Origin of the sequence: Synechococcales cyanobacterium CNB (assembly GCA_030263455.1) — a bacterium.
Taxonomy (GTDB): Bacteria; Planctomycetota; Phycisphaerae; order Phycisphaerales; family UBA1924; genus CAADGN01.
Map to the genome: position 1 here is coordinate 119,377 of SZOZ01000006.1, position 25,908 is coordinate 145,284.

The 25,908-nt window shown below is 69.6% G+C and carries 17 protein-coding genes, 1 tRNA gene and 2 pseudogenes; 6 read left to right on the top strand and 14 right to left on the bottom strand.

Annotation, left to right across the window (positions count from 1 at the left end):
• Positions 1-29: 29 nt before the first annotated feature.
• Complete coding sequence (locus FBT69_07770; GenBank protein ID MDL1904690.1) at positions 30-1,211, bottom strand: carbohydrate kinase family protein; 1,182 nt, start codon at positions 1,209-1,211, stop codon at positions 30-32.
• Between the two features lie 49 nt (positions 1,212-1,260).
• On the opposite strand from FBT69_07770, the pseudogene FBT69_07775 reads away from it, so the two are divergent.
• The 4 genes and pseudogenes from FBT69_07775 (at position 1,261) to FBT69_07790 (ending at position 3,447) form a co-directional block, all read left to right on the top strand.
• Positions 1,261-1,530 (top strand): annotated as a pseudogene (locus FBT69_07775) (hypothetical protein).
• Between the two features lie 123 nt (positions 1,531-1,653).
• Positions 1,654-2,130: pseudogene (locus FBT69_07780) on the top strand (hypothetical protein).
• A 6-nt stretch (positions 2,131-2,136) separates the two neighbouring features.
• Positions 2,137-2,541, top strand: coding sequence for a hypothetical protein (locus tag FBT69_07785; protein MDL1904691.1), 405 nt, complete (start codon positions 2,137-2,139; stop codon positions 2,539-2,541).
• Positions 2,542-2,625: 84 nt separating this feature from the next.
• Positions 2,626-3,447, top strand: coding sequence for a hypothetical protein (locus tag FBT69_07790; GenBank protein ID MDL1904692.1), 822 nt, complete (start codon positions 2,626-2,628; stop codon positions 3,445-3,447).
• Between the two features lie 98 nt (positions 3,448-3,545).
• Here the strand turns inward: FBT69_07790 and dnaK are convergent, their stop codons facing one another.
• Both dnaK and FBT69_07800 read right to left on the bottom strand, forming a co-directional pair.
• A complete protein-coding gene (gene dnaK / locus FBT69_07795) occupies positions 3,546-5,447 on the bottom strand; it encodes a molecular chaperone DnaK (GenBank protein MDL1904693.1) in 1,902 nt (633 codons plus the stop codon).
• A gap of 165 nt (positions 5,448-5,612) precedes the next feature.
• On the bottom strand, positions 5,613-7,370 hold the full coding sequence (locus FBT69_07800; GenBank protein ID MDL1904694.1) for a sulfotransferase: 1,758 nt from the start codon (positions 7,368-7,370) through the stop codon (positions 5,613-5,615).
• On the opposite strand from FBT69_07800, the gene FBT69_07805 reads away from it, so the two are divergent.
• Positions 7,192-8,622, top strand: a complete 1,431-nt coding sequence (locus FBT69_07805; protein ID MDL1904695.1) for a radical SAM protein — start codon at positions 7,192-7,194, stop codon at positions 8,620-8,622. The two genes, FBT69_07800 and FBT69_07805, sit on opposite strands and share 179 nt — an antisense overlap.
• A gap of 70 nt (positions 8,623-8,692) precedes the next feature.
• Here the strand turns inward: FBT69_07805 and FBT69_07810 are convergent, their stop codons facing one another.
• From FBT69_07810 to FBT69_07835, 6 genes are all read right to left on the bottom strand, one after another.
• Positions 8,693-9,295: a hypothetical protein gene (locus FBT69_07810; protein ID MDL1904696.1), complete on the bottom strand. Its 603-nt coding sequence runs from the start codon at positions 9,293-9,295 to the stop codon at positions 8,693-8,695.
• A gap of 198 nt (positions 9,296-9,493) precedes the next feature.
• Complete coding sequence (locus FBT69_07815; protein ID MDL1904697.1) at positions 9,494-10,537, bottom strand: zinc-binding dehydrogenase; 1,044 nt, start codon at positions 10,535-10,537, stop codon at positions 9,494-9,496.
• 62 nt (positions 10,538-10,599) lie between these two features.
• Complete coding sequence (locus FBT69_07820; protein ID MDL1904698.1) at positions 10,600-10,986, bottom strand: 50S ribosomal protein L19; 387 nt, start codon at positions 10,984-10,986, stop codon at positions 10,600-10,602.
• 91 nt (positions 10,987-11,077) lie between these two features.
• Positions 11,078-11,899 (bottom strand): tRNA (guanine(37)-N(1))-methyltransferase, encoded by an 822-nt coding sequence (locus FBT69_07825; protein ID MDL1904699.1) that lies wholly within the window; start codon positions 11,897-11,899, stop codon positions 11,078-11,080.
• A 114-nt stretch (positions 11,900-12,013) separates the two neighbouring features.
• A complete protein-coding gene (gene rpsP / locus FBT69_07830) occupies positions 12,014-12,355 on the bottom strand; it encodes a 30S ribosomal protein S16 (protein MDL1904700.1) in 342 nt (113 codons plus the stop codon).
• Between the two features lie 336 nt (positions 12,356-12,691).
• Positions 12,692-12,777: transfer RNA gene (locus tag FBT69_07835), tRNA-Leu, on the bottom strand.
• Between the two features lie 170 nt (positions 12,778-12,947).
• Here FBT69_07835 and FBT69_07840 point away from each other — a divergent pair.
• A complete protein-coding gene (locus FBT69_07840) occupies positions 12,948-13,676 on the top strand; it encodes a type 1 glutamine amidotransferase (protein MDL1904701.1) in 729 nt (242 codons plus the stop codon).
• Positions 13,677-14,632: 956 nt separating this feature from the next.
• On the opposite strand, the gene FBT69_07845 is transcribed toward FBT69_07840, so the two are convergent.
• From FBT69_07845 to FBT69_07865, 5 genes are all read right to left on the bottom strand, one after another.
• Positions 14,633-16,096, bottom strand: a complete 1,464-nt coding sequence (locus tag FBT69_07845) for a DUF1501 domain-containing protein (GenBank protein MDL1904702.1) — start codon at positions 16,094-16,096, stop codon at positions 14,633-14,635.
• A gap of 3 nt (positions 16,097-16,099) precedes the next feature.
• On the bottom strand, positions 16,100-18,613 hold the full coding sequence (locus tag FBT69_07850) for a DUF1553 domain-containing protein (protein ID MDL1904703.1): 2,514 nt from the start codon (positions 18,611-18,613) through the stop codon (positions 16,100-16,102).
• A complete protein-coding gene (locus FBT69_07855; protein MDL1904704.1) occupies positions 18,610-20,187 on the bottom strand; it encodes a hypothetical protein in 1,578 nt (525 codons plus the stop codon). Before FBT69_07855 ends, FBT69_07850 begins: the two co-directional genes overlap by 4 nt.
• 160 nt (positions 20,188-20,347) lie before the next feature.
• Positions 20,348-21,799 (bottom strand): DUF1501 domain-containing protein, encoded by a 1,452-nt coding sequence (locus FBT69_07860; GenBank protein ID MDL1904705.1) that lies wholly within the window; start codon positions 21,797-21,799, stop codon positions 20,348-20,350.
• A gap of 164 nt (positions 21,800-21,963) precedes the next feature.
• Positions 21,964-25,596, bottom strand: coding sequence for a DUF1553 domain-containing protein (locus FBT69_07865; GenBank protein MDL1904706.1), 3,633 nt, complete (start codon positions 25,594-25,596; stop codon positions 21,964-21,966).
• Positions 25,597-25,908: the final 312 nt, after the last annotated feature.

Here is a 25,908-nt window from a genome sequence, read left to right on the forward strand (position 1 = left end):
TAGGCCCGCACGGGGCGGTCCCCACCCCTCTATCCAAGCTCGGGCACGGGCAACGCTCGCAGGAAGCCGACGAGCCGCTCGGCCGTGGGCGACTCCCCGTCGCGCACGTACGCCCCGCTCACCGCGCACCCGACCGCGAGACACTCGTCGAGCGCCAGCCCGACCGCCTGCGCCAGTCCGAAGCCGGCGTTGAAGTGATCGCCCGCGCCCGTCGAGAGCCGCGGTCGCGCCGTGAACGGCCCGTCAAACCACGCCTTCGCGCCGCCATCCGTCGCGCCGCCCGCTCCTTCGCGCACATGCACCACGACGCACGCCAGCCCCGCCCGCTCGCGCACGCTCGACGCCAGCCGAAGGACTGACTCACCATAGGTCGCGCTGTCCTCCGCGCCCGTGACGCCGAGCACGCGCGCGATGCGCTCGCCCTCCGCGAGATTCAGCCCGAGCGTAACCGGCACGAGCGTGTTCATGCTCGCCATCGCCGCCAGCGCGCCGCGCAGGTCGCTGTCGCTCCGCTTCGCCGGATCGGAGATGTCGATCAGCACGCGACGCCCGCCCTGCCGCGCGCTGAGTCCCGGGAGCACCTCGCGGATCAGCCCCTCCCAGATGCCGGGCACGCCGCCGCACAACGACCAGTTCACCATCACGATCAGCGCTGCCTCTTCCGCCCGCCGGCGCAGGCCCTCCACGCCGAGTGTTCCGACTATCCGCTCCCACGTCACCGCCTGCACGTTCCGCGTCTTGCCGAGCATGATCTTGCCGTCGTCGAACTCGAGCGCATCCGTATGCCCCGGCGCCGCGACGCTCACGACCTCCCGGCACCGAGATGCGAACGGCTCATAGATCGGCGCGATCCGCGTCGGGTCGTCCTCACGCCCCACCGCTCCGACGAAGCACACCGGCACGCCCAGCCGACCCAGCGCCCCCGCCGTCAGCGGGCCGTTCCCGCCGAAACGGTCCTCATCGACCCACAACTCCAGGTTCGTGCTGCGCCCGGCCGCCGCCGCGCACCGGCCCGCGAACTCCCCGATCGTCCCGATCCGCTCGAAGTCCTCCCCCTCCATGCTCCGCCGACGATCGACCACGCGGATGATCGAGTCCACGAACCCGTCGAAGCCCACGAGCGCGCAACGTCCGCTCAATCCCGTCGCGCCCGCACGCTCGATCGCGTCCGCCGCGGCCCGTGCGATCTCCGCCCGTTCACGCCTGCTCATGCGCCAAGCCTACCGCGACCGCCCACGACGCGGCACTATCCTCCCGACGATGGGACCGATCGTCGTCGCCACCGGCAACCCGCACAAGCTCGAGGAACTGCGCGCCATCCTCGGCCCGCTCGGCATCGAACTGCTCTCGCTCGCCGATGCCGGCGACACCGGCCCCGAACCCGACGAACCCGGCTCCACCTTCGAAGAGAACGCCGCGCTGAAGGCTCTCGCCTACGCCGTGCGCACCGCCCGCCTCTGCCTCGCCGACGACTCGGGCCTCGAAGTCGATGCCCTCGGCGGCGCACCCGGCGTCATCAGCGCCCGCTACCACTCCGACGGCCGCGAGACCGACCTCCCCCGCGCAGAACGCGACCGCCTGAACAACGAACGCCTGCTGCGCGATCTGCGGGACGTGCCGCTCGAGCGTCGGGGGGCGAGATTCGTCTGTGCGATGGCACTGGCGGGTCCTCCACCCTCCCGGGGGCGGGGCCTTTCAGGCCCCGTCTCCCCCCCTCCCCCCCTCGCCAAACGCTGGCTCACCCCAGCAAGTCTGCACACGCGCACCTCCGACCTCCTCCCACACTGGGAACATGGTGGCTCCACCTACTTCCTGACTTTCTGCGTCCGCTCAGGCTCCCTGACCGAGGCTGAGCGTGCGATCGTGCTCGCCGCCAGCATGCATTGGCATCAACTCCGAGTGCGTGTTCATCTTGTCGTTGTGATGCCCGACCATGTTCACTTGATCGTCACTCCGCTCCGTGCAACGGATGACGAGTGGGTGTCGATTCCGTGGCTTATGCAAAGCGTCAAAGGGTTCACGGCCAGCAAGATCAATGCACTTCGAAACACGTCCGGACCTTTCTGGCAGGACGAGTACTTTGATCGCATCATCCGGTCGGCCGACGAGTACGCCGAGATTGTTGAATACACGGGGATGAACCCGATCAGGGCAGGGCTTGTTGATGACTGGCGTAAATACCCGTTCATGGCGGGGGAGGAGATTGAGGAGAGGGAGAGGCGGAGACGGGGCCTGAAAGGCCCCGCCCCGAGGGATCAAGGCCCCAGCCCGACGAATGAAGGCCGGAGTCCCTTCGAAGAGTCCGCCCGCGGGCTTGTTGCCCTCGTCCGCGGCACGTTTGAAGGCCGAATCGGCCTCCCCGGCGACGTCCCCCGAGGCTCGAACGGCTTCGGATACGACCCCCTCTTCCTTGTCGCCCCCGGCTTCACACGGACCAGCGCGGAACTCTCCGCCGACGAGAAGAACCGCGTCAGCCACCGCGGCAACGCCGCCCGGGCCATGGCCGAGGCCATCGCACAACTTCTTCGCTCCGGCGCGTGAGCGGCCGACGCCGCCTCCGTTCCTCCCCGAGAGGGGATGGCAAAGGGCCGAACCCCGGCACGCAGCAGCAAATGGAGCGAAACAATGGCACGCAGCACCACCCGGAATCGCGGAACTCTCGCACTTCTCATCGCGGCGGCGACCATCGCCAAAGCCGCCTGCCTCGCACTCGCGGGCGACCCCCTGGCCGTGGACGTCATGGCCAGCGTCAAGGGCTTCGACAAGCCCCAGAAGATCGGCACGATCAACGCCGCTTCCGGCTACAAGGGCAACGCCAACGCCGTCAGTTCGAAGTTCGAGTTCCACAAGGACTTCGCCTTCCTCGACAAGCACTACGACTTCGACTACGTCAACGTCGTCCGCGACCTCTCCGACGGCTACAAGCCCCTCTTTCCCAAGGGCGCGCCCGCCATCGACCCGCAGTCCGGCGACGTCTCCGGCAGCCCGGAGGACGACGTCCCCTACTACTACCACTTCAAGAACGAGTGGCAGGCCAACAAGTTCGACGGCGGCGCGATCCGCGAGGACGAGAAGTGGTCCATGTTCATCGACTACCCCAAGGCGCCCAAGGGCGACTTCCTCGACTTCACCAACATCCTCGTCGTCCGCGACCACGACTCCGTCAACTTCGAAGGCAAGACCCAGTTCGGACTCCTCACCGCCTTCGACTGGCGATACGACGGCGCGGACGGCACGGGGAACCGCGGCGTCTCGAAGATCGGCGACCTCCGCGCCACCGACGCCGCCCTCCAGAAGCTCGTCAACGACGCTCTCGCCAACGAGCATCTCAACGCCTTCAAGGACTGGTCCGCACTCATCACCTTCACCCTCGTGCCCACCCCCGGCACGCTCGCCCTCTTCTCCGCCGGCGCGGTCCTCTGCGTCCGCCGCCGCCGCGCCGCCTGACACCCGCACACGCACGCACCCCACAACCGCCACGCCCCGGAGGTTCGACCCCCGGGGCGTGGTTGCGTCCGTCGTGACGGTAGGTCACCCGCGTGCGATCACCGATCGTCCTTCACCTCGAACTCCGCGTCGATCACGTCGTCGCCCTTGCCCCCAGCCTGGCCTTCGGACGCCGCGCCCCCGCCGCCGCCCGTGCTCCTGGCCGCCTGCTCGTAGATGATCCGGCCGAGTTCCGACGAGGAGGTCTCCAACTCCCGCACCGCGGCCTCGATCGCGGCCTTGTCGTCGCCCTTGATCTTGCTCTCGAGGTTGCTCACCGCCGACTCGATCCGGGCACGCACCTCCGCCGAGACCTTCCCGCCGTGCTCGTCCAGCGCCTTGCGCGTCTGGTACACCAGCGAATCGCCCCGGTTCTTCGCGTCGATCAACTCGCGCCGCTTGCGGTCCTCCTCGGCGTGAGCCTCCGCGTCGCGCTTCATCCGCTCGATCTCGTCCCTCTGCAGCCCGCCGGAGTTCTCGATGCGGATGTTCTGGCTCTTGCCCGAGGCCTTGTCCGTCGCCGTCACCTGCAGGATGCCGTTCGCGTCCAACGCGAACTCCACCTCGATCTGCGGCATGCCCCGCGGCGCGGGCGGGATGCCGTCCAGCGTGAACCGCCCCAGCGTCCGGTTGTCGCGGGCAAACTCGCGCTCGCCCTGCAGCACGTGAATCTCCACGCTCGGCTGGTTGTCCGTCGCCGTCGAGAAGACCTCCTTCTTGCTCGTCGGGATCGTCGTGTTCCGCTCGATCAGCCGCGTCATCACCCCGCCGAGCGTCTCCACCCCCAGCGACAGCGGCGTCACGTCCAGCAGCAGCACGTCCTTGACCTCGCCCTGCAGCACGCCGCCCTGGATCGCCGCGCCGATCGCCACCACCTCGTCGGGGTTGACGCTCTTGTTCGGCTCCTTCCCGAAAATCTCGCGGGCGATCTGCTGCGCCCTGGGCATGCGCGTCGCTCCGCCCACCAGCACCACCTCGTCGATCTTCGACGGGTCCAGTCTCGCGTCCTTGAGCGCCTTGAGGCACGGGTCGCGCAGCCGCTTCCACAGGTCCTCGCACAACGACTCGAACTTGCTCCGCGTCACCGTCACCTGCAGGTGCTTCGGCCCGTGCTGGTCCGCCGTGATGAACGGCAGGTTCACCGTCGTCTCCTGCATCGTCGAGAGCTCGATCTTCGCCTTCTCCGCGGCCTCCTTCAGCCTCTGCATCGCCATCGGGTCGCCGCGCAGGTCGATGCCTTCGCGCGCCTTGAAGTCCCCAGCGATGAAGTCGATCAGACGCTGGTCCCAGTCGTCGCCGCCGAGGTGCGTGTCGCCGTTCGTGCTCAGCACCTCGAACACCCCGTCCCCAACGTCCAGGATCGAGATGTCGAACGTGCCGCCACCCAGGTCGAAGACCGCGATCTTCTCGTTCTTCTTCTTGTCCAGCCCGTACGCCAGCGCCGCCGCCGTCGGCTCGTTGATGATCCGCTCGACCTTCAGACCGGCGATCTCGCCCGCGTCCTTCGTCGCCTGACGCTGCGAATCGTTGAAGTACGCCGGCACCGTGATCACCGCCCGGTCCACCTTCTCCCCGAGGTAGTCCTCCGCGACCTTCTTCAACTCCTGCAGAATGAACGCCGAAATCTGCTGCGGCGTGTACTCCTTGTCCCGCACCCGCACCCGCACGAAGTCCCCCGCCGCCCCGAGCACCTGGTACGGCACCCGCTTCTCCTCGTCCGTCACTTCCTCGTGCCGCCGACCCATGAACCGCTTGATCGAGTAGACCGTGTTCTTCGGGTTCGTCACCTGCTGATGCTTCGCGGGCTGGCCGACCAGCCGCTCACCCTTGTCGGTGAACGCGACGACCGACGGCGTCGTCCGGTTGCCGGACGAGTTGATGAGAACCTTGGGCTGGCCGCCCTCCATGATGGCGACGACCGAGTTCGTCGTGCCCAAGTCGATCCCGATGATCTTCGACATGGCGTACACCTCCGAGTCGGGGCCACGCCAGCCGTGGCGGACCGCTCACCCCTTGTTTGGCAAGGCCGATGCCAGCCGGACCGCCCGGCGACGCCCACGTTCGGCCCGCCCGCTCCGCCGACCAGCGTCGGATGCCACTCCTGCCTGCCGATCTGGCAGACGACCTCACCGCATCCCCGGCGGCCTCACGAACGCACGCGATGCGAACCGGTACGACGCCAACGCCCCGAACAGCATCCACAAATAGTTGTTGTTGTACGTCCCGTATGCCGTCCTGATCGCCGATATGCGGTCCGCGCCGACCCACCCGCTCGACACCTCCGGCAGCGGCCAGACCGACCCCGCGATCGCCGCCAACGTCGCCGCCACAGCGCACAATCCGAGCCTCCAGTCACCGCGGCCCGCCACTCGCAACGCCACCGACCCCACGAACGCCCCCAGCGGCCACACCAGCGAGTCCAACCGCCGACTCGTCAGGTGCGCAAGCAGCAACCACACCCCCAAACCCACCACCGCCGCCGCCCATGCCGACACCATGCCGGCAATCCGCCGCCCCTGCGCAGAGCCTTCGCCCGAGGCGGGCCCTGCACTCGGGGCGCGGCCTTGCAGGCCCCGTCTCCATTCCTCCCTCTCCCCCCCACCCCATCCCCCCCCCTCCAGCCTCTCCTCCAGTTCTCTCTCCAAGGCAAGCAGCCTGGGGTCGCCCCCCCCTTCCTCGTGCCTCGAAGCCCGGTACTCCCCCACCGCCTCCAGGTACCGCTCCGCCCTCTCGCGCACCTCGTCATCCCACCGCAGCCCCAGCGACCGGCACACGCGCTCCAGCTCCCCCGCCGGTGCGCTCACCAGCCCCTCGTACCGCACCCGCACCAGCCGATCAGGCCCGAGCCGCAACTCGCGCGCATCTCTCAGGAACCGCCTCTCCGCCTCCATATATTCCACCACGATCCTCTCGCGCAGCGCATCCTCGTCCGGCATCGCCTGCAGCGACTGCGACTCGAGCCGCCGATGCATCGCCACGTTCGATCGCACCACTTCCTCCGCCCGGCGCATGATGTGCACAAATCGCACCCGGCCCCCGAACAGCCTGTCCAGCTCGCGCACCCGACCCGTGTGGCTCGGCGACTTGAGCGCGAGCGTCCGCCCTCGCTTGCCCGCGCTCACCTTCCACGCGAACGCCGCCGCCGCGCGCCGCCACCGCCGCAACTCTCCCGCCGACAGCCCGTCGAGCGAATCGAACCGTCCCCACCGCTCGCGCTCCCGCACCATCACCAGCCGGCCCGGCAGGCTCGACGCCAACGCCCAGTTGTTGTGCGCGAAGTCGTCCTCCGCCGGCCAGTCCGGCCCGAACGCAACCCCGTCCTGCGGCCGCGTGTTGGGCAGGAACGGCACCAGCGCCCACCCAAGGAACGCCCACGACAACCAGAACCCCTGCGGCGACATCGCCTGCACCCACCGCGGCGTCACCACGTCCGGGTGCGTCGCCAGCAGGTTGTGCAGGTGCGTCGTCCCCGACCGGAAATACCCCAGCACCACCACCACGTCCCGCCGCGGCACGAAACTCGCCTCGCGCCAACGGAACCGCCACACCAGCCACGCCCAGAGCAGCACCCGCTCCGGCAGCGTGATCGCCGTCGCCAGCACGCTCGTCCCCACCGCCGCCGCCAGCCGAACCCAGTACCGCGGCCCGATACGAAACCGGCACGTCCAGAGCAGCCGCACCCACACGTCCAGCGGCGCAAGCCCCATGAAGTGCCCGCCCGGAAGCGCGATCGGCGACCGAAAGCGTCGTTTCGTACTCAAGGGCGGGAGTCTACCGGGCCAGGGTCGAAACCGCGACGCTACGAGCCGACAATACCCCATGCCCGCAGCCACACTCCCCGCTCCCACCGCCCCGCCCTTCGCCGACCCGCGCCTCCACGCCATCCGCGACAAGGCGCTCGCCGGCGAACGCCTCACGCTCGACGACGGCGACCTCCTCTACACCACACGCGACATCTGGACAGTCTGCGAACTGGCCGACACCGTCCGCCGACGCCTCCACGGCGACGCCGCCTACTACAACGTCAACCGCCATTTCAACTATTCCAACGTCTGCGCCCTCTCCTGCAAGTTCTGCGACTTCTACGCCAAGCGCGGCGATGCCCACGCCTACACCCGCTCGCTCGACGACGCCCGCGCCGAGGCCCGCCGCGCCGTCGATGCGGGTGCGACCGAGATCCACATCGTCGGCGGCCTCGACCCCTACCTGCCTTGGGACTACTACCCCGACCTTCTCCGCGCCATCCGCGACGAAGCCCCGACCCTGCACATCAAGGCCTTCACCGCCGTCGAGATCGTCCACCTCGCCAGGATCGCGAAGGTCTACAAGCAGGCCGACCGGCGCGCCGGCATCCGCTGGGTGCTCGAACTCCTCATCGACGCCGGCCTCGGCTCGCTCCCCGGCGGCGGCGCGGAGGTCTTCGACGACCGCGTCCACGACGAGGCCTTCAAGGGCAAAATCCGTTCCGACGTCTGGCTCGACGTTCACCGCACCGCGCACGAGCTCGGCCTCAACACCAACGCCACCATCCTCTACGGACACGTCGAGGACCGACACGAGCGGCTCGTCCACATGGACATGCTGCGGTGCGCACAGGACGAGGCCCTGGCGAGGATGGGGTACGAAAGGATCAAGCCATCAAGCCACCAAGGCGCCGGCGGCGCGATCACGCTCACTCGCCCGGGCGTGCCCCTCCCGCAGCCGGATCGACGCCTCTCGACCCATCGATCCCCTGATCCCTCGCCGTGCGGCTACTTCCAGACCATCATCCCCCTCCCCTTCTTCCCCGATGGCAGCGAGCTCCAACACCTCCCCGGCCCCAGCGGCCTGGAAAACCTCCGCACGCTCGCCGTCGCACGGCTCATGCTCGACAACTTCCCCCACGTCAAGGCCTTCTGGATCATGCAGACCCTCCCCATGGCCCAACTCATGCTCCAGTGCGGCGCGGACGACATCGACGGCACCGTCGTCTGGTACGACATCACCAAAGTCGGCGGCGCAACCACCCACCAGGAAGTCGATGTCTGGACCCTCCAGAAAGCCATACGCGAAGCCGGCTTCACACCCATCGAACGCGACACCCTCTACCGCCGCGTCGAACGCGAAGCCCAACACGCTCAGAGCCGCGGGCTTTAGCCCGCGCATCCTTCCATCTCAGAGCCGCGGGCTTTAGCCCGCGCACGCTCTCGCTTCCGACCCTCGCGCTCTACCCCGCACGCTCATCCGACGCACGCCACACGACCAACGCCCCGATCTGCTCCCACACGTACCGCAACGCCCCGTCCACCGATGGTGCGTTCGTGAGGAGCCGCCTGGACCCATGGCGTGTCCACCATGAGGGAGCGCCGGGCTTGCCGAAGCGCTGCGTCAACCTGCGCGACGAGACCCCCTTGAAGCGCTGAAGCAGCGCCGCACCCTCAAGGCTCGTTGACGCGACGACCAGGTGAACGTGCGTCGCCATAATCGCGCCGACGAGAACTCGCACGTCGCCGCGCCGCTCCACCTCGCCGAACGCATCCGCGCAAACACGCGCGTTCGCCCGATCCAGAACCACCCGCACTCCCCGCATCCGCGCCCGCGCCTTCTCCATGAGCGATGGCATGTCCGCGTCGTACGCCGATCCCACGACGTTGTGAATCACACAGCCCCCATCCTCACACGGCACAGGACTCACGAACCCACGCGAGTCTCCGGGAAGCCACGTGCCATAGGTCGTCCACGTGAGCAGGTACGTCCCCCCACGCCCCTCCCCGCTCGAACGCCCGCGCTCAGCCATGGACGCATCCGGAATGTACGTCTCGTCGCCCATGTGTGGTCAACCTACCAAGCCTCGGGAACGCGCGCCCGAGTCCCCGACCGAGTGGAGAGGCATGACGTGTGCGAGGCAGTCAAGGCGACGCAGAACCGCGTGGGGTATAGCCGGGCGGAGGCACAACGACGTGGGCTGAAGCCCACGGCTCCGAGTCCCTCCCCACTCCGAGCCGCGGGCTTCAGCCCGCGCTCCACCCTACCTCCAATCCACAACCACCTTCCCGAACTGCTCCCCCGCCTCAATCCGTCCGTACGCCTCGACGCACTCCTCGGGCCGGAACACCCGGTCCACCGCCGGCCGCATCGCGCCCGCCCGCAGCAGGCTCGCCACCTCGCGAAACTCCTCGTTCGACCCCATCGTGGACCCGAGCACGCGCAGCTGGTTCCAGAAGATGCGCGCCAGGTCCGTGGTCGCGTCCGGCCCGGTGGTGCAGCCCGGCGTCACGTACGCCCCCCCCCTCGCCAGGCTTCGGATGCACGCCAAGTGCGTCGCCTTGCCCACCGAGTCCACCGCCACGTCCACGCCGCGCTTCTTCGTCCACGCCCGGACTTCCTTCGACCAGTCCTGCCCCGTGTCGTGGATCAGGCACGCCGCTCCCAGTTCGCGCGCCCGCTCCAGTTTCCACGGGTGCCGGCTCGTCACCGCCGCCGCGCACCCGAAGTGCCGCGCGATCGCCAGCGCGGCCGTCGCCACCCCCCCCCCGATCCCCGTGATCACCACGCTCTGCCCGGCCCGCAGCCCCGCCTTCGTCACCATCATCGACCACGCCGTCAGCGCACACAGCCCGAACGCCGCGGCCTCCACCGGGTCCGTCTCCCCCACGTCCGCCAGGTTGTCCGCCGGCACGACAAACCGCTCCGCGTGCGCCCCGAACCGGTGCTCGCCGATCAACTCATACTCGGGCGCGAGCGTCGAGCCGGGCGGATCATCCGCCCTCGCTCCCCGCAGAATCCGCACGGCCGCGTTGAAGATCACCCGCCGACCAACCCACGCCGCGTCCACGTCTTCGCCGGCCGACTCCACCACGCCGCACCCGTCGCACCCCGACACCCGCGGGTACCCGAGGTCCAGCCCCGGCACCCCACGCCCCACCCACAAGTCCATGTGGTTGAACGCCGAGCACAGCGTCCGCACGACCACGCACCCACGCCCCGGCGGCCCCACGTCCGGCCAGTCCGCGCGCAGCGAGACGTTCGGAGCAACCGGCGACCCCTGACGAACGACCACGATGGCTCTCATGCCGACACGATACCGCGCACGCGAACCCCGCGCGCTCTCGGCGTGCCCGACTCATTCACGCATCACCCCTGCACAGTCGGCTGACCGGCCACGTGCTTCAGGCCCCGGCGGCGGTCGCGCAGACGACGGCTCTTGCCCGCGCGGTCGCGCAGGAAGTAGAGCTTCGCCCGCCGGGCGTCGCCGCGCCGGACGACCTCGAACTTCGCGATCAACGGCGAGTTGATCGGCCACGTCCGCTCGATCCCCACGTCGTCCACCACGCGCCGCACCGTGATCATCTCGTTGATCCCGCGCCCCTTGCGCGAGATCAGCACGCCCTGGTACACCTGGATGCGTTCCTTGTCGCCCTCCACGATGCGGGCGTGCACGTTGATCGTGTCGCCGATGTCCATGACCGGCACGTCGGACTTCAACTGCCCGGCGTTGATGCTCTCGATCATCTGCTGCATGCCCATATGGCGAACCTCGCGTCCTGATGTCCACACCCCGCCGCGGCAGGGCAAACCCCCCGCCAACCCCCCGGCCACCGGGGGCGGAAGGCTATGCCCGCTCGGGACAGGGGTCTATCGCCCCCGAGGCCGCCCGCTCAGCCCCCAGCAAATCCGGGCGCCGCTCTCGCGTCCGCCTCACCATCTCCTCCAGCCTCCACCGCGCCACCGCCCGGTGGTCCCCGCTCACCAGCACCTCAGGCACCTCCATACCCTCCCACACCCGCGGCCTCGTGTAGTGCGGACAGTCCAGCAGCCTCGCACCTTCCGGAATGCCCAACTCACGCGCAAGCCTCGGGTCGATCGGCGAGCCGTTCGGGTCCGTCGTCGGCACACCCCCGAACGAGTCCTCCGTCGCCGAGTCCTCATCCCCCAGCGCGCCAGGCAGCAACCGGATGATCGCGTCCATCAGCGCCATCGCCGCGATCTCGCCGCCCGACAGCACGTAGTCCCCCAGCGACACCTCCAGCGGCGCCAGCCGCTCGATCACACGCTCGTCGATCCCTTCGTACCGCCCCGCGATCAGCAGCAGCCGGGGCCGAGCCGCCAGCTCGCGCACCAGATCCTGCGTCAGCCGCACGCCCTGCGGCGTGAGCAGCACCCGTGTCACCGGACGAGCGTCCGCCGCCTCGACCACCCGTACCGCGTCCCACAGCGGCTGGCACGTCATCACCATCCCCGGCCCCCCACCGAAGGGCCGGTCGTCCGTCTTCTGGTGCTTGTCCGTCGTGTACGCACGCAGGTCGTGCGCGTGCCACTCGACCAGCCCCGCCGCACGCGCACGCGCCGGGATCGATACCCCCAGCGCGCCCGGCGGCTCGGCCGCGAAGACCTCCGGAAACGTCGTCAGGATGTCGAACCGCAGCGCACCCATGATCGGCTCTTCATCCTTGGCACGCGGCACATCGGCCGCCCGATCCAAGCCCCCACAACAACAAAGCCCCGGGCAACCCGCCCGGGGCTTGACGATCTTCCCTTCAATCCTCGCTCAGGCCTCGGCCGCCGCCGGCGTGGCCGCCTTCCGGGCCTCCACGCGCTTGCGGTCGATCTCCCGCTGCGCCTCCCACGCCTTGCGCTCCTCGGCCGTCAGCAGGTCGAGCCGCGCGAGCAGGTCGCGCACCGTGTCGCTCGGCTGCGCGCCGACGCTCAACCAGTGCCGCACGCGCTCGCCGTTCACGCTCACCTGCTTGGCAGGGTCCGACGCCACCGGGTCGTACCACCCGAGGTTCTCGATCACGCGCCCGTCACGCCGGGTGCGCTTGGCGATCGCGTTGATGCGATAGAACGGGCGGTTGCGACGCCCCAGACGCTGAAGCCTGATCCGAACCATCCCGACTCCCTGCCGCGACGCGGCCTCTCGCTACGAACACCGCCGCCCCGAAGAGGCAGGCGTCATCGCTCGTTCTTGGACGTTTCTGCCGGCCCGGCCACACGCCGACCCGGTTCCGAGCGGGCACAAGTGTAGGCATATCCCCCGCTACCCCCACACCACCGCATCGCCCCCCGCGTTCCTCCTCATTTGGCCATTTGGCCATTTGGCCATTTAGCCCTTTGGCCCTTTGGCCCTTTGGCCCTTTGGCCCTTTGGCCCTTTGGCCCTTTGGCCATTTGGCCATTTGGCCATTTGGCCATTTGGCCATTTGGCCATTTGGCCCTTTGCACTGAAGCGGGCCAGGTGGGAGTCGAACCCACACTCCCCTTGCGGGGAAGCGGATTTTAAGTCCGCCGCGTCTGCCGGTTCCGCCACAGGCCCGGACCCGATCATCCTATCGACTCGCGCCCTCGACGCCGTGCCCGACCCGTGCCACCGACCTCCGCTCTGGGAGGGCGGTGCTGCGCTCTCTCCGCATTCCCTCGTTCCACCGCATTTCGGTGGCTGTGTCACTGACCTGCCCACGACACCCCTCGCATACCATCCCGCCCATGGCACGCATCATCGTCCTCCAGCACAGCCCCGAAGGCGTCCCCGGGCGCATCGGCGTCACGCTCCGCGACCACGGCCTCCGTCTCGACGTCCGCCGACTGGACCTCCTCGGCGCACCCGCCCTCCCGACCGACCTCGACGACGTCGCGGGCGTCCTCTCCCTCGGCGGACCGCAGAACGTCGGCGAGTCCCACGACTGGATGGACGCCGAACTCGCCTTCCTCAAGGCAGCCCACCAGGCCGAACTCCCCGTCATCGGCGTCTGCCTCGGCTCCCAACTCATCGCGGCCGCGCTCGGCGGCGACGTCGCCCCCATGAATCGCCCCGAATACGGCTTCGCCCCCGTCGACGTCACCATCCCCGGTCAGACCGAGACCATCCTCGCCGGCATCCCTTGGCGACACGAGCAGTTCCACGCCCACGGCCACGAGGTCACGCGCCTCCCCGACGGCGCGACCCTCCTCGCCTCCTCGCAGGCGTGCAAGGTCCAGGCCTACCGCGCCGGTCTCCGCACCTTCGGCTTCCAGTTCCACTTCGAGTGCGACCGTGTCATGATCGGCCGCATGGCCGAACGCTCCCGAGACGAACTCGCAGCCCTCGGCCTCTCCCCCGAAGAGATCGACCGCCAGGCCTCGCTCCACTACGAGCGCTACGCCCTCGTCAGCGACCGCCTCGCCGTCAACCTTGCCACGTACTGCTTCCCCGCGGTCCGTCTCCTCGCGGTCTGAGCATGGGCACGCGCCTCACCCTCCGCACGCCCGGCGACTACGTCCTCCCGCGGGACGTCTGCTCCTACGGCTACTTCCTCCTCGCCCCGAACCACTGGGACGCGAAGGCACGCACGCTCCGACGCGCTCTCGACCTCTCGGGCGGCCCGACAACCGTCGTCATCTCGCAAGGCCACGCCTGCCGCCCCGGCGATCCGCTGCGCGTCCTCGCCGATCGTGCGCTCGCTCCGCCCGAGCGTGCCGAGGCCCGACGCCAGATCGCCCGCATGTTGCGGCTCGACGAGGACGAGTCGCACGTCGCCGCCTTCCACCGCGTCGATCCCCGCTGGAAACGCTCCGGCCGCGCCAGGCTCTTCCGCTCACCGACCCTCTTCGAGGACGTCGTCAAGACCGTCACCAGTTGCAACGTCGCCTGGCCCAGCACCGTGAACATGAACCGCCGCCTCTGCGAGGTCATCGGCCGCGCCGGCGCGTTCCCCACCGCCGACCGCCTCGCCCGCACCCGCCCAGGCACCCTCCGCGCCCGCTGCCGCGTCGGCTACCGCGACGCGCGCCTCGTCGAACTCGCACGCCTCTTCGCCCGCGGCGACATCCGCGAACGCTGGCTCGAAGACCCCGCAACACCGGACGACGACGCCTTCGACTTCCTCCTCACCCTTCCCGGCATCGGTCCCTACGCCGCGGGCAACATCATGCAGCTCCTCGGCCGGTACTCGCGCCTCGCCCTCGACACCGAGAGCGTCCGCCACGGCCGCGCCGTCCTCGGCTACGACGGCGCCGACGCCGCCGTCCTCCGCCGCGTCAAGGCACACTACGAGCCCTTCGGCGAGCACAAGTTCCGCAGCTACTGGTTCGAACTCTGGCGCTTCTACGAGCGCAAGCGCGGTCCCGCGCACGCCTGGCAGCGCGAACTCGTCGAGAACACCTTCACCGCGTCGAAACTCTGACCCCGCCGTTCACGCCAGCAGGTCCGACGCCACCCGGCCGTGCACGTCCGTCAGCCGGAAGTCCCGCCCCTGGAACCGGTACGTCAGCCGCTCGTGGTCGAACCCGAGAAGGTGCAGGATCGTCGCCTGAAGATCGTGCACGTGCACGGGGTTCTCCGTCACGCGATACCCGAGATCGTCCGTCGCCCCGTACACCAGCCCACGCCGCACGCCCCCCCCTGCCATCCACATCGTGAACGCGTGGGGGTGGTGGTCGCGACCCAGGAACTTCGACCCGTCGCGCTCCTCGTTCATGCACGTCCGGCCGAACTCACCCGACCACACCACCAGCGTGTCGTCGAGCATCCCGCGACGCTTCAGATCCCGGATCAGCGCGGCCACCGGCCGGTCCGTCTGTCGGCACTTCAGCGGCAACTGCGTCACGATGTCGTCGTGCGGACCCGTCCCGTGCGTGTCCCACCCCCAGTCGAACAACTGCACGAACCGCACCCCGCGCTCGCACAACCGCCTCGCCAGCAGGCAGTTGTTCGCGAACGACGGCGCGCCCGGCTCCGCCCCGTACATCTCCAGCGTCTCGCGCGGCTCGCGCGAGATGTCCATCACCTCCGGCACCGACGCCTGCATCCGGAACGCCAACTCGTACTGCTCGATCCGTGTCAGCGTCTCCGGGTCGCCCGTCGCGGCGTGGTGCGCCCGGTTCAGGTCCGCAAGCGCATCCAGCGCCCGACGCCGAGAGTCCCGCGACATCCCCGCCGGATCGTTCACGTACAGCACCGGGTCGCCCGACGACCGGCACTGCACCCCCTGGTACACGCTCGGCAGGAACCCGCTCCCCCACACGCTCTTGCCCGCGTCCGGCGTGTTCCCGCCCGATACCAGCACCACGAACCCCGGCAGGTCGCGAGTCTCGCTCCCAAGACCGTACGCCACCCACGACCCCATCGACGGACGCCCGAGGATCGACGATCCCGTGTACAGGAACAACTGCGCGGGCGCATGGTTGAACTGCTCCGTGTGCATCGACCTCACGAAGCACAACTCATCCGTGATCCCCGAGAGGTGCGGCAGCAACTCCGAAACCCACATCCCGTTCTCGCCGTGCCGCGCGAATCGGTACGGCGTCCCCAGCACCTTCGGGTGCCCCTTGATGAACGCGAACCGCTCGCCCGCCAGCAGGTCCGCGGGGCACGGCTTGCCGTCCAACTCGTTCAGCGCAGGCTTGTAATCGAACAGGTCCTGCTGCGGCGGCGAACCCGCCATGTGCAGGTAGATCACACGCCGCGCCCGCGGCGCAAAGTGCGGCGGCCTCGGACGCAACGGATCGGAAACACCCGACCCCACGCTCCCCGCCCGCAGGTCGTCACCCATCAGCATCGCCAGCGCGACCGCACCAAGCCCGGCCCCGGACCGCCCCAGAAAGTGCCGCCGAGTCATCAGCGCACAACGAGCGATGTCCGGCACGCGATCGTTCATGGCTCAGCCTCTCGTCAGAAACTCGTCGAGGTTCAGCAGCACGTTCGCAACCGCCGTCCACGCCGCCGCCTCCGCCGCATCGACCCCCTCCGGCAGCGGCCCCAGCGGATCCGTCGCCAGCGCGGCCGCATCCCCGGGCCGCTCGCGGTAGTGCGCCGACTCGCTCTCGAACAGCGCGACCAGCCGCTCCACCTCACGCTCCGTCGCTGCACGCGCCAGGCACAGCCGCACCGCGTACCGCGCCCGCGACGCCGCGTCTGCCCCCCCCTCCGCCACCAGCCGCCGCGCCAGCGCCTGCGCCGCTTCCACCAACGCGGGGTCGTTCATCGTCACCAGCGCCTGCAGCGGCGTGTTCGTCCGAATCCGCCGCGGAAGGCAGAACTCCCGGCTCGGCGCGTCGAACGTCGTCAGCATCGGGTGCGGGCTGGTCCGCCGCCAGAACGTGTACAGCGCTCGGCGGTACCGGTCCTCCCCCCCGCTCGTCTCCCATCGGTCCGCGTTGTACACGATCGACCACACTCCCTCCGGCTGCGGCGGGAACACCGACGGCCCGTACATCTTCCGCGACAACAACCCCGACACCGCAAGCGACTGGTCCCGGATTGTCTCCGCGTCAAGCCGGAACCGAGGCCCCCGCGCCAGCAGACGATTCCCCGGGTCACGCTCCAGCGCGGCCGCTGTCGCCACCGACGACTGCCGGTACGTCGCGCTCATCACGATCGAACGCACGAGCCGCTTGACGCTCCACCCGTCGCGCACAAGCCCTGTCGCCAGCCAGTCCAGCAACTCGGGGTGCGAAGGCAGCGTTCCCTGCACGCCGAAGTCCTCCGACGTCTCCACCAGCCCCGCCCCGAACAACTGCTCCCACACCCGGTTGACCGCGACGCGCGCCGTCAGCGGGTTCGCGTCGTCCGTCAGCCAGCGCGCGAACCCGAGCCGATCACGCGGTGCGCCCTCCGGCCACGCATGGAACGCCGATGGGGCGCCCGCCTCCACAACCTCCGCCGGCGACAGGAACGAACCACGCTCCATCCGGCGCGTCGTTCGCCGCTCCTCCACCGACTGCTCTCGCATGATCGGCAGTTGCGGCAGCGTCGCTTCCACCGCGGCTAGGCCGGCCCTCGCCCGCGCAATCCCGTCATCAAGGAACGCGCGGAGTTCCGCCTCCGAATCACCCGCCGATCCGCCGCCGGACCGCGAACCCACCCGCGCCAACGCCTCCGCAACACGCTCCGGCAGCCGCTCCGCGTGCTCCACGATCGCACGCGCCCTCGCCAGATCCGCCTCTCGCTCCGGCACGGGGACCGGCAGCGTCGGCGCCTCGTCCATCCGGTCCGCGTCCAGCGTCGTGTTGAACACCGCGAACACGCGGTAATAGTCCGTGTGCGTGATCGGATCGTACTTGTGCGTGTGGCACTGCGCGCACGCCATCGTCAGCCCCATGAACACCTGCATCGTCGTGTTCACGCGGTCCACCACCGCCGCCACGCGGAACTCCTCGTCGTCCGTACCGCCCTCGTCGTTCGTCATCGTGTTCCTGTGAAACGCCGTCGCCACCAGCCCCTCGGCGCCCGCGTCCGGAAGCAGGTCGCCGGCCAGTTGCTCCGCGATGAACCGGTCATACGGCACGTCCGCGTTGAACGCCCGGATCACCCAGTCACGCCACGGCCACATCGTCCGCCGACGGTCCGCCTCGTACCCCTTCGTGTCCGCATACCGCGCCTGGTCCAGCCACGCCGCCGCCATCCGCTCCCCATACGCAGGCGATGCCAGAAGCCGATCCACCACGCGCTCCCACGCGCCCGGCCTCGCGTCGCCGACGAACGCCTCCACTTCCGCCGGCGTCGGCGGCAGGCCGGTCAGGTCCAGCGACACACGCCGGATCAGCGTCGCACGATCCGCCTCCGCCGACGGCCGAATCCCCTCCCGATCCAGCCGCGCCAGCACGAAACGATCGATCTCGTTGCGAACCCATCGCTCATCGCTCACCCGCGGCGGCTCGGGACGGCGCGGAGCCACGAACGACCAGTGCGGCTCGTATCGCCCTCCCTCCGCGATCCACCGGCGCAGCGTCTCGACTTCCCGCGCCGTCAGCGGCGCTCCCGCCTCCGACGGCGGCATCCGCTCCTCCGCATCCACGCTCGTCACGCGCCGAACCAACTCGCCCGCGTCCGGCTCGCCCGGCACGACCGCACGCCCGCCCCGCCGCAGCACGCCCGTCGCCCCCTCGAACGTGTCCAGCCGCAAACCCGCCTCACGCGCCGACTCATCAGGCCCGTGGCACTTGAAGCACCGGTTCGACAGGATCGGGCGAACGTCACGCGTGTACGACACCGCCGACGGGTCAGGCTCGCCCGACGCCCCAAACACGACGCCCGTCACCGGAGGGGTTGCGCTCGGCCTGACGACGAACACCGCGAGCACAACCAGCGTCGCCACGATGGCGGTACAACAGTACAGCGCCGTGGAAACGGGATGCCCGTCGCTCCACGATCCGCGAGCCGCGCCCCGCCTCATCCCCCCAGGCATGACGCGCACACCTTTCCTTCCGATCGCGCCGCGACGCAGCACGGGTGGTCGCACTCGCGCCCTTGTGCCGTCGCTGCCGCGCAGCACGCGGGCGCTCCCTCAACGCCCGCCGCTTCCGCGGTCACCGGCGCCTCGACGACCGCGGCCAACTCCGCGCCAAGCACGACTTCAATCGTCGGCTTCTCCCTCGTCAATGCCAGCGCGCCCTCCGGCGTCACCGCCGTGTCCCACACATAAACGCGCCGCAATGCCGGGAACAACCGCAGCCGCGCCATCCCCGCGTCCGTCACCGACGTTCCGTACAGGTTCAGGGTCTCCAGCCCCGGCAAGCCGGCGAGCCCCTCAAGCGCGCCATCCCCGACCCCGGTCCGCTGCAACTGCAACCGACTCAGCCGCGTGAACCCCTCCAGCCTCGCCACTCCCGCGTCGGTCACCGAACTCCCCGCGAGGTTCAGCCAGACCAGCGATCCTTCAAGCCCTCGCAGCAGTGCCAGGTCGGCATCCCCCGCGCCCTCGCCCAACTGCGCGAAACTCACCTCGACCTCCTGCGCGTCCGCCGCGATCCGCGCCGCGTGCGCGCCCCGTTCGCGCAGCCGCGCGATCGCCGCATCCACCGCCGCGGCGTCCGCCTCGCCGACCGGAGCAGCGGCGCCCGACGCACGCGCCGTCGTCTCGGCAGCCGCGCCAGAATCGGGCCAGTGCGCGCCCTCCACGATCCATAACCTGATGAGCGCGATCTGCTCGGCGGACAGCGGCTCGCGGTCCTTCGGCATGAACTCCTCGTCGCCACGCGACAGCGAGATGCGCCGCAGCAACTCGCTCCCCTCCGGATCGCCCGGCCGCACCACCCAACGCGATTCGTCCCCGCCGAACACGCGCGAACGCAGGTCCAGCCGCAGCCGACCCCGCGCCCGCGTCGGACCGTGGCACTCCACGCACCGCTCCTCGAGGATCGGCCTGATCTGCGCGACGAAATCCACCGTGGCGCCGGGCGGCAACGGACCTCCCACCAGCACACCCCCATCTTCCTCCTCGCTCCCGAAAATCTCCGTCAGGTACGCAGGCCCGTACACCAGCGACGCCCCGAAGTGCCCCGTTACCCCCACCAGCAGCGCGGCCAGCAGCAGCACGAACCGATACGCACGCGCGAACACACCCAGCCGCGTCGCCGACGCCGCGAACGCGACCAGAAGCGCAAGCACGGCCAGGCCCGCCGTCGCAACCCCCGTCCACCGATGGATCTCGATCGTCTCGGCGACCGGCTGCCCGTGCGGCTCCATCGCCGCGTTCATCCACCCGAACCACGCCGCCGCCACCGCGCTCACCGCCCCGATGAGCAGGCACACCACGGCCGCACGCGCCGGAGGCCGCGACGCCGCGTCCCGCGCCACGTCCGGCGACTGCTCGTCAGGATCACGCGGGTCGGACCTGACGCGCCCCACCCCGCGCCACGACGCCGCCGCTACCTCGATCAACAGCGCGCTGATGAGCAGCGCGATCGGGAAATGCACCACCAGCGGGTGCAGCCGGCCGAGAAAGCGGAGCAACAGGTCCATCGTCATGGCTCACCCGTGGAACGAACGCGGAGAACGCGGAAAGAATCGCGGAGAACACGAAGGATTCCACGAAACGGAACTGTCGATGGGACCCTCATGCGCTCCGAACCTCTTTGCTTTTCTGCGCCACCTGCGTTCCTCGCTGCGCCCTCCGCGTTGCCTTCCGCTACGCCAGCAGATCCCGCACGACATGCCCGTGCACGTCCGTCAGCCTGAAGTCCCGCCCCTGGTACTTGAACGTCAGCCGCTCGTGGTCGATCCCGAGCAGGTGAAGGACCGTGGCGTTCAGGTCGTGGATGTGCACCGGGTTCTCGACGATGTTGTACCCGAAATCGTCCGTCGTCCCGTACGAGAACCCCGGCTTCAGCCCCGCCCCCGCCATCCATACCGTGAAGCACCGCCCGTGGTGATCGCGCCCGTAGTTGTCCGCCGACAGCGGCCCCTGGCAGTACACCGTCCGGCCGAACTCCCCGCCCCAGACCACCAGCGTGTCGTCAAGCATGCCGCGCTGCTTCAGGTCCTTCACCAGCGCCGCCGCCGGCTGGTCCACCACCTTCGACACCGCCCGGATGTCGTTCGGCAGGTTCCCGTGGTGGTCCCAGTCGCGGTGGAACAACTGCACGAAACGCACCCCGCGCTCGCACAGCCTTCGCGCAAGCAGGCAGTTGGCCGCGAACGTCCCCGGCGTGCGCGAGTCCGGCCCGTACAACTCGAACGTCGATGATGGCTCGTCCGCCAGGTCCGCCAGGTCCGGCACCGACTCCTGCATCGAGTACGCCATCTCGTACTGCTGGATCCGCGCGTTGATCTCAGGATCGCCGAACGCCTCGTGCGCCATCCGGTTCAGCGAGTTCGCCGTATCGATCATCCGCCGACGCCGCTCACGGTCGATCCCCGGCGGGTCCGACAGGTACAGCACCGGGTCTCCCGCGCCGCGGAACTTCACCCCTTGGTGCGCCGCCGGCAGGAACCCCGCCCCCCACAGCCGATCGAACAACGCCTGCGTCGGCCGCGGCACGCTGTTCGAAATCATCACCACGAACGCCGGCAGCGCGGTCGTCTCGCTCCCCAGACCGTAGGACAGCCACGCACCCATGCTCGGCCGACCGGGCTGCTGCGCTCCGGTCTGAATGTACGTGATCGCCGGATCGTGATTGATCGCCTCCGTGTTCACCGTGTGCACGAATGTCAGGTCGTCCACGATCGACGCCGTGTGCGGAAGCAACTCCGATACCCACGCCCCGCACCTCCCGTGCCTCCGGAACTCGAACAGCGACGCCGCGATCGGCAGGCGGTCCTGCCCGCTCGTCATCCCCGTGATCCGCTGGCCCATCCGCACCGAGTCCGGCAGGTCCGTGTCGTGCAACTCCCGCAGCCGGGGCTTCGGCTGGAACAAGTCCAGGTGCGACGGCCCGCCCGACATGAACATGTAGATCACGCGCTTCGCCCGCGGCGCGAAGTGCGGCACGCGACCCGCGACGCCCCCAAGGTCCGGCGATGACGCGAACAGGCGCGGGTTCAGCAGCGACGCCAGCGCGGCCGTCCCGATCCCCGTCGCCATGCGCCCCAGCAACTGCCGGCGCGTCATCAACAACCGATACTCACGGGCTGGGTCCATCGATCAGCCCCCCTCAGAACAGAACGCGGAGAACGCAAAGACAACCGCAGAGCACCCTGCGATCGAAAGGAGCTTGGTGCACACGACCGCCTCCGAATGAGTTTTCATCAGCCTGTCCCTCCCGCGCTCTTCGCGTCCCTCTCCGTGTTCTCCGCATGCTCTCTTCAGTTCTTGGTGATGAACTCGTCCAGGTTCATCACCGTCGTGCACACCATCGTCCACGCCGCGTGCTCCGCGGCGTCCAGTGTCGTGTCGCGCCCCGATGCCCCGACCGACAGCAGCGCCTCCGCCGCCGCCGCGTCCCCCCGGAACGCCGCCAGTTCGCTCTCATACTGCCCCAGCAGCACGCCCGCTTCCGCCGCCGTCGGCACCCGGCTCAGCGTCCGCGCGAAGATGAACGCCAGCCGGCGTTCCGCCCCCCCCTCCGCCCGCATCGCCCGCTCAGCCAGCGAACGCGCCGCCTCCACGTACGTCGGGTCGTTCATCAGGTTCAGCGCCTGCAGCGGCGTGTTCGTCCGCCCCCGTCGCACGATGCACGTCTCGAAGTTCGGCGCGTCGAACACCGCCATCGCAGGGTGCGGAGCGGTGCGCTTGCGGTACGTGTACATGCTCCGCCGGTAGAGGTCCTCCCCCTCGCTCGGCACGTACACCTGCCCCGAGAACTCCTGCCCGAACGGGTCGTACGCCACATCCTTCCACACGTCCGGCGGCTGATACGGCCTCACGCCAGGCCCCCCGATCCGCTCCGACAGCAGCCCCGACGCCGCCAGCGCCGTATCCCTCACCGCCTCCGCTCCAAGCCGGAACCGCGGCCCGCGCGACAGCAGCCGGTTGTCCGCGTCCGCCTCCAGCCGATCCGCCGTCACCCGCGATGACTGCCGATACACCGACGAGGCCAGGATCAGCCGCACCAGCCCCTTCACATCCCACCCCGACTCCACGAACTCCACCGCCAGCCAGTCCAGCAACTCCGGGTGCGAGGGCCACTCGCTCTGCGCTCCGAAGTCCTCGCTCGTGCGCACCAGGCCGGACCCGAACAGCATCTGCCACACACGGTTCACGAACACCCGTGCCGTCAGCGGGTTCGCAGGCCCTACCAGCCACTCCGCCAGCGCAAGCCGATCCGGCTTCGCCCCCTCCGGCAGCCGACCCAGAAACTCAGGGATCCCCGGGCTCAGCGCATCGCCGACAGGATGCTCGTAGTGCCCCCGTGCCAGCACCCGCGTCTCGCGCGGCGTCTCCATCTCCTGCATCACCATCACCGTCGGGATCGCCGCCAGCAGCGCACGCTCCTCGGCACGCATGTCCTCCAGCGTCGCCTTCATCGCCAGCCACTCCGGCGACCGCGTCGCCCGGAAGTGATCCCGCAGCAGCGCCCGCTGCGCCTCCGTCCGCTCCGCCTCAGGCCTCTCCGCCGCCAGCAGCACGGGCAACGGCGCAATGTCCCCGTCCCCCCCCCTCGGGTCAAAGTAGAACGCATACCCGCCGGCGTAGTTCACCACCTTCAGAAGCAGCTCGTTCTCGCCCTCGCGCAGCGCGAGATCGACGAAGTCCTGGTCCGGCGCGACACTCCGCGCGGCTGCGTTCGTATGCACCTGCTCCCCGTTCACCCACACCTTGATCGCGTCGTCCGACCCGAGCGACACCCGCAGCGTGCGCGCCGACGGCACGTGAACCGTCCGCCGCAGGTACGTCGCCGAGTTCATCCCCGTCAGTTCGTGCGCCATGCCGTCCACGAACTCCGCCCGCTCGACCCACTCGACGTCCTCGCCGGCCTCAGGGCCGAACGCCCGTTCGAACGCCGCACGCCCAGACTCCGCCGCATACGGCCCCGCCACAGACCACGCCCCCATCACCGCCGGCCTCACCGCCGCCGCGTACGCCCCGTCCGAAGACACCGCCAGCCGGAACCGCCCGATCCCGTGCTGCCCGAACTTCGACTCGAACCGCAGCCGCACGCGCACACGAGTCCCGCCCTCGAAACCCGCCGGCTCCGCCGGCACGAACTCCGCCGTCCGGTTCTCGCGACGTTCGTACCCCGTCACCGCCCAACCGCTCCCCGCGTCGCCGTCGATCGCGTTCCGCACCGGGAACGTCGCCTGCTCGTGGTCCGCCCGCGCACCCGCGATCGCCACCGCCCGGAACTCCCCTTCCCTCGCCGGCGCGGCCTCGACCTCGAACCCCGTCAGCACGAAGTTCCCGTTGTACGCCCGCCCAGCCCCACCGTGCGGCAACGACTCGTGCGTCAACGCCTCCAGTCGCACCGCTTCCACTCGGCCCTCCACCACCGCCTCGAACTCGTACACGTCCACGTCCGGGTTCACGCCCGACGCCAGCACAGAACCATCCTCCAACGCCTCCAGCGCCGATCCACCCGAAGACTCCACACGCTCCGGAGTCAGCCACCGCCACCGACCCGACAGCGAGTCCGACAGGCTCCGCTCCCACGCCGCCTGCGCAGCGTCCACCTCCGGCAGCGGGCCTTCCACACTCGCAGACTGCCTCGCGATGCTCTCACGCACCGCCGCCAGCGCGGCCTCCTGCCCCGGGTCCGGCGCCATCATCGTCGGCGCGGCGTTCCCCTCCCGACCGTCAATCCCCTGCTCCGACACCGTGTTGAAGAACGCGTAGAACCGGTAGAAATCCCGCTGCGTGATCGGGTCATACTTGTGGTCGTGGCACTGCGCGCACGCCATCGTCAGCCCGAGCCACACCGTCGCCGTCGTGTTCACACGATCGACCACGTACTCGTTCAGGTACTCCTCCGCGATCGCCCCCCCCTCGAAGTTGATCATGTGGTTCCGGTTGAACCCGCTCGCGATCCGCTCCTCCGCCGTCGCCCCGGGCAGCAGGTCGCCCGCGATCTGCTCCACCGTGAACCGATCAAACGGCACGTTCCGGTTGAACGCCTCGATCACCCACTCGCGCCAACGCCACATGTACCGCTCGTTGTCGATGTGGTACCCGTTGCTGTCCGCGTACCGCGCCGCGTCAAGCCACTCCAGCGCCATCCGCTCCCCGTACCGCGGCGAAGCCAGCAGCCGATCCACCACGCGCTCCCACGCGTCCGGCCGCGCATCCGCCACGAACGCCTCGACCTCCTCGGGCGTCGGCGGCAGCCCCGTCACGTCCAGCGACGCCCGACGGATCAGCGTCCGACGGTCCGCCTCCGGCGACGGCGTCAGACCAGCCTCCGCCAATTGCGCCGCGATGAACACATCGATCGGCGTCCGTACCCATCCCTGAAACGCCTCTCCACGCACCCGAGGCACACCCGGTCGCTCCGGCACGACGAACGCCCAGTGCGCAGAGTACTCCGCCCCAGCGTCGATCCACGCACGAAGCGTCTCCACCTGTCCCGCTGTCAGCGTCTTCCCCGAGTCCGCCGGCGGCATTCGCTCCGCCGGCTCCGACGCCGTCACCATCCGCACCAGCAGGCTCGCCCCCGCATCCCCCGGCACCACAGCCGCTCCCCGCTCCCGAGCCGCTGTCGCCCCCTCCCACGTATCCAGCCGCAGGCCCGCCTCCCGCGCCGACTCATCCGGCCCGTGACACTTGAAGCACGCATCCGACAAAATCGGCCGCACGTCCCGGTTGAAGTCCACGCCGCCCGCACGTTGAACCGGCACCCCGACCACCGTCGCCGGCACAACGACAGCCGACGGGTGTCCCCCTTGCGTTCCTACCACGAGCGCAGCCGCCACCCCCAGCCCCCCGATCACGCCCCCGACCGAAAGTGTCCACCACGCCCCCCTCAGGAGCCTGACAATGCGGGCCTGGTTCAAGAGTCGAGGCACGAACAACCTCCCGTCGCGGCACGGCCTGTCCCCGCCAGTCTACAGGATGGCCGTTCGATCCCGAAACACCCGGACGTGCCGCTCTTCCCCAGCACCCCGCCGGGGAGGTGCCAGATGCCTGCCTCGATGCCGCATGCCCCGATACCTTTCTCCAGTTCCACTCTCTCACTTCAACTCGCTCCGTTTCCGCCTCCTCTTCTCTCCTCCTCCTCTCCTTCCTCCGAGCCTCGGGGCGGGGCCTTGCAGGCCCCGCCGACCCACCTGCGACCTCCCGCGCGCACACCGCGCGCCCCGCCCAGCCCAATCCCCGCC

Coding starts and splice junctions, on each gene's coding strand:
- FBT69_07820 (MDL1904698.1), bottom strand. CDS start 10,986: ATGCAGCAGATGATCGAGAGCATCAACGCCGGGCAGTTGAAGTCCGAC.
- FBT69_07810 (MDL1904696.1), bottom strand. CDS start 9,295: ATGGGCGACGAGACGTACATTCCGGATGCGTCCATGGCTGAGCGCGGG.
- FBT69_07855 (MDL1904704.1), bottom strand. CDS start 20,187: ATGACGATGGACCTGTTGCTCCGCTTTCTCGGCCGGCTGCACCCGCTG.
- dnaK (MDL1904693.1), bottom strand. CDS start 5,447: ATGTCGAAGATCATCGGGATCGACTTGGGCACGACGAACTCGGTCGTC.
- FBT69_07770 (MDL1904690.1), bottom strand. CDS start 1,211: ATGAGCAGGCGTGAACGGGCGGAGATCGCACGGGCCGCGGCGGACGCG.
- rpsP (MDL1904700.1), bottom strand. CDS start 12,355: ATGGTTCGGATCAGGCTTCAGCGTCTGGGGCGTCGCAACCGCCCGTTC.
- FBT69_07785 (MDL1904691.1), top strand. CDS start 2,137: ATGAACCCGATCAGGGCAGGGCTTGTTGATGACTGGCGTAAATACCCG.
- FBT69_07815 (MDL1904697.1), bottom strand. CDS start 10,537: ATGAGAGCCATCGTGGTCGTTCGTCAGGGGTCGCCGGTTGCTCCGAAC.
- FBT69_07850 (MDL1904703.1), bottom strand. CDS start 18,613: ATGAGGCGGGGCGCGGCTCGCGGATCGTGGAGCGACGGGCATCCCGTT.
- FBT69_07790 (MDL1904692.1), top strand. CDS start 2,626: ATGGCACGCAGCACCACCCGGAATCGCGGAACTCTCGCACTTCTCATC.
- FBT69_07825 (MDL1904699.1), bottom strand. CDS start 11,899: ATGGGTGCGCTGCGGTTCGACATCCTGACGACGTTTCCGGAGGTCTTC.
- FBT69_07860 (MDL1904705.1), bottom strand. CDS start 21,799: ATGGACCCAGCCCGTGAGTATCGGTTGTTGATGACGCGCCGGCAGTTG.
- FBT69_07845 (MDL1904702.1), bottom strand. CDS start 16,096: ATGAACGATCGCGTGCCGGACATCGCTCGTTGTGCGCTGATGACTCGG.
- FBT69_07840 (MDL1904701.1), top strand. CDS start 12,948: ATGGCACGCATCATCGTCCTCCAGCACAGCCCCGAAGGCGTCCCCGGG.
- FBT69_07805 (MDL1904695.1), top strand. CDS start 7,192: ATGAAGTGCCCGCCCGGAAGCGCGATCGGCGACCGAAAGCGTCGTTTC.
- FBT69_07800 (MDL1904694.1), bottom strand. CDS start 7,370: ATGGCGTGGAGGCGCGGGTCGGCGAAGGGCGGGGCGGTGGGAGCGGGG.